This is a genomic window from Accumulibacter sp. (assembly GCF_023806625.1).
Taxonomy (GTDB): domain Bacteria; phylum Pseudomonadota; class Gammaproteobacteria; order Burkholderiales; family Rhodocyclaceae; genus Accumulibacter.
In genome coordinates this window covers 1-3,205 of the sequence record NZ_JAMTDX010000064.1, presented here as the reverse complement: position 1 = coordinate 3,205, position 3,205 = coordinate 1, and the positions used below count along the sequence as shown (strand labels likewise).

Annotated in this window: 1 protein-coding gene and 1 pseudogene; one reads left to right on the top strand and one right to left on the bottom strand. The window is 58.8% G+C overall.

The annotated features are described in order from the left end of the window. Positions 1 to 892, bottom strand: a pseudogene (locus NFW05_RS11705) (hypothetical protein); the annotation flags it as partial. Positions 893 to 1,726: 834 nt separating this feature from the next. On the opposite strand from NFW05_RS11705, the gene NFW05_RS11700 reads away from it, so the two are divergent. Then, positions 1,727 to 3,076 carry an outer membrane protein transport protein gene (locus NFW05_RS11700; RefSeq protein WP_295306815.1) on the top strand — a complete coding sequence of 450 codons (1,350 nt, stop codon included), beginning with the start codon at positions 1,727 to 1,729 and terminating at the stop codon, positions 3,074 to 3,076. Positions 3,077 to 3,205 lie beyond the last annotated feature (129 nt).

Sequence of the window (3,205 nt, the reverse complement as noted above, 5' to 3'; positions counted from 1 at the left end):
CTTGGAGAAACTCCCGAAAGAGCGGATGGTACTCGAACATCGGCTCCTGCTCGAACCGCTGCTCGGTGAAGTAGTGGGTGCGCGCGAGCCGTGCCAGCACCTCGCCGCCTCGCGTATAGCCTGTCAACCGCGCCGTCATCCCTGCGGTCATCTTAGGCAACCAGGCGCTCCGCATCAGAAAACTCTGCTCCTGGTCCGGCAGATGGTGCAGCACCTCGCGGGCCAAGTAATCGAACAAGACCTCCGGTGGTTGCCCCGTCGCCAGCGGTGTGACGCCTCGGTGGGACATCGCATGCCGGAGCAGCAACATCACTCCCGCAACCCATCCGCCGACCTTGCGTTGTACATGCGTGAGGAGAGTCCGATTGGGCGGTTCCTTTCCGGCCTTCCCATACAACTGCATTAGCGCACGCGTTTCAGCCGTCGTCAGTTCGAGGGGTTCTTTCGCCACGACATCCATGATCCGATTCGCCTGTGCCCGCGCCAAGGATGCGGGAGGCCCTACGCGGCTGAGCGCCACAAGCGTAATTCCCGGCGGCAGCGCTTCAATCGCGTAGGCAACGACATCGTGCAATTTCGAGTCGGACGGGACGAGTTGATAGTTATCGAGTACCAGCACGGCTGGCGTCGGTAGCCGACGGCCGAGCTCCTGGAAGAAGTTGCGGGTGAAGGTAGGCAGGCCCGGCAGGTATTCCGGTGTCAGTTTCGGCAGGGGGGTGCGGGATCGAGGTGAAGCCTGCTGGACAGCGAGCCCCAGGTAATGGAAGAAGGTCGCCACATCGGCATCGCCCTCGTCCACCTGATACCAGAGGGTCTTGAGCTTGCGAGCCTTGAGATAACTCGCGACCAGCGTGGTCTTGCCGTAGCCAGGCGGCGCCGTAATCCAGACCACAGCATGTTTGGATGCCCGATCGAGTAGACGAAAGAGACGGGGCCGCGCCAGCACCGCCGGCAAGCGAGGTGGTGTGAGTTTGGCGAGACGGGCTGGTGAAGGACGAGCGTTCGAGCCAGGGGACAAGACACTGCCTCCTGATGAGTCGCATGGCCCCCGAAGGTCACGAGTATCTCAGGAAGTCAGCTTCGGACGCAAGATGAGTTCTGCCGCACTTCTAGCGGCAGACTGCGACTACCCGCCATGGCACCTTCGGACCTCAGCTTGCCTCCGACCAGAGCTCGCAGATCCAGCACGCGAAATTGCTTCTCGTCTAACTAAACCACTGACCAGATGAGCCGGTTGCTTGAGTTTGAAAAGAAACTCGAACACCGGATCACCGTAGGTTTCCCGCTGCACGATTCATCGCCATCACGAGTCGGACAGTTTCGGGCGAGCGCCAAGCGGCATCGCTCTCGTCCAGCCGATAGCACAAGACCGGTAAACGCTTGGATTTCTAATAACGGACAACGAGGGTGGCCTTCCCCTCGCCGGCGGGAGCCGTGATCCAAATCAATCGGCGCTGTGTCGATCTATCGAGCAGGCGGGACCAGCTTCGCACAAGTAACAGAATGGACACGCGATTGCTTGGAGCGGGTCACCGTGCATCATCCCCCGCTCTCGCGAGCAGAAAGAGGCAGGACTATCTCTACTCACTCCCAGGCACCGCAAGAGAAATATTGACGATATGTAATTGCTCGTGCTAGGGACCACCCGAACTCATTCGGCAAGACTATGCATACTAACTTACCGATTCGTTCAAACCGACCTTTCATGCCAGCAGGACGCCTTATTGTGGCACTGGCGATTGGCTGCCTGGCTCTGTTCTCCAGTGTTTCTGCGTTCGCCGACGGCTTTCGCAATCCGTTTCATGATGCGGCTGCCATGGGGCAGGGCAATGCCTTCGCTGCCCAGGCCGACAATGCCTCCGCAGTCTTTTACAACCCTGCCGGCATGACCCAATTGTCGGGGGTGCATCTTGCGGGTGGCGCTCAATTCGTCGGCGTCAATACAAGGTTCACCAGTCCGACCGGCGCTTCTGTCCGCAATGAGCACCCCTTTCCGATCGGCTTGCCACCGCCAGGGCAGATTTTTCTGACGGCGAAGCTGAAAGACCTGGGGGTGTCCGCTCTAGGAGACCTGAGTGCCGGCCTTGGAGTGCAGAATCTCTATGGCTTTGCGGCTAAATTCCCGGCGAATGGGCCATTCAATACAGCCGTGACCTTCGCACAGCTGCCTCTCATGGCGATTAAGCCAACTCTCGCCTATGCCATCACTGAGTCCCTTTCCATTGGGCTGGGCGCCGACATCTTGACGTTCGCAAGTTTCCTTGGAGAAGGCCAGGCCGAGCGCCGTTTTCACGCTGCCCCAGGGTCCGGACTACCGCCGGGATCCGAAGTAGAGTTGAATGGCAAAGGCACAACGGCCGGACTCAACGCCAGTTTTCTGTACGCCCCCTGGCGTACGGAGGGGGGTAAACCTCGACTCACAGTTGCCGGGGTCTGGCGAAGTCAGGCTGTCTTGCCGCTGAACGGCGCTTTTCTAGTGGATCGGACTCTACTCGCCAACGCTTCGAGTTCGATCCGGCTGCCGGAGGTTTGGACCGGGGGGCTTGCGTTCTGGGCCATTCGCGATCAGGAACGGGAATGGAAGATCGAAGCCGATGTGGACTATGTTCGATGGCAATCGATTCGGAATGGAGATGTATCGCTTTCGAACGGCTCGACCTTGCCGAGCCCACAAAAGTGGAAGAATGTCGTGACAGTCAATGTCGGAACGGAATACAAATGGTTGAATTTGACCGACCTGCATGCTTGGGATGTGGCCTTCCGCACAGGCTATAGCCGCTCGCATACGCCGGTTACGGATCTCAATTTCGATCCAGCCTTTGCGGACAGCGACGTACACATGTTAACGGTCGGCGTCGGATTTCTCTGTCACAGCCAGGGCACGGTCCTGGGCTTGCTGGCTTGCTCGGAGACCGGTCAAGGAATACTCTCCAAGCGCGCAATCGGCATAGATGTTTCCTATCAAGCCTTACTCTTCGACCCACGTGTCGTCACCGCAAGCCCGAATCCGACCGTCAACGGAACTTACCGAACCACCAACCATGCGGGAGGTCTCACCTTCCGCGCAATCTTCTGACCGCCCCCCGGATCTCCGCGCCGATTGACCCTTTACGGGATTCTGTGAGAAAGTTTCCCACTTCGCCGATCGATGCGAAGGCCACATTGCTATTCCCTATAGAGGACTGACCATGACCAGCAATCCGAA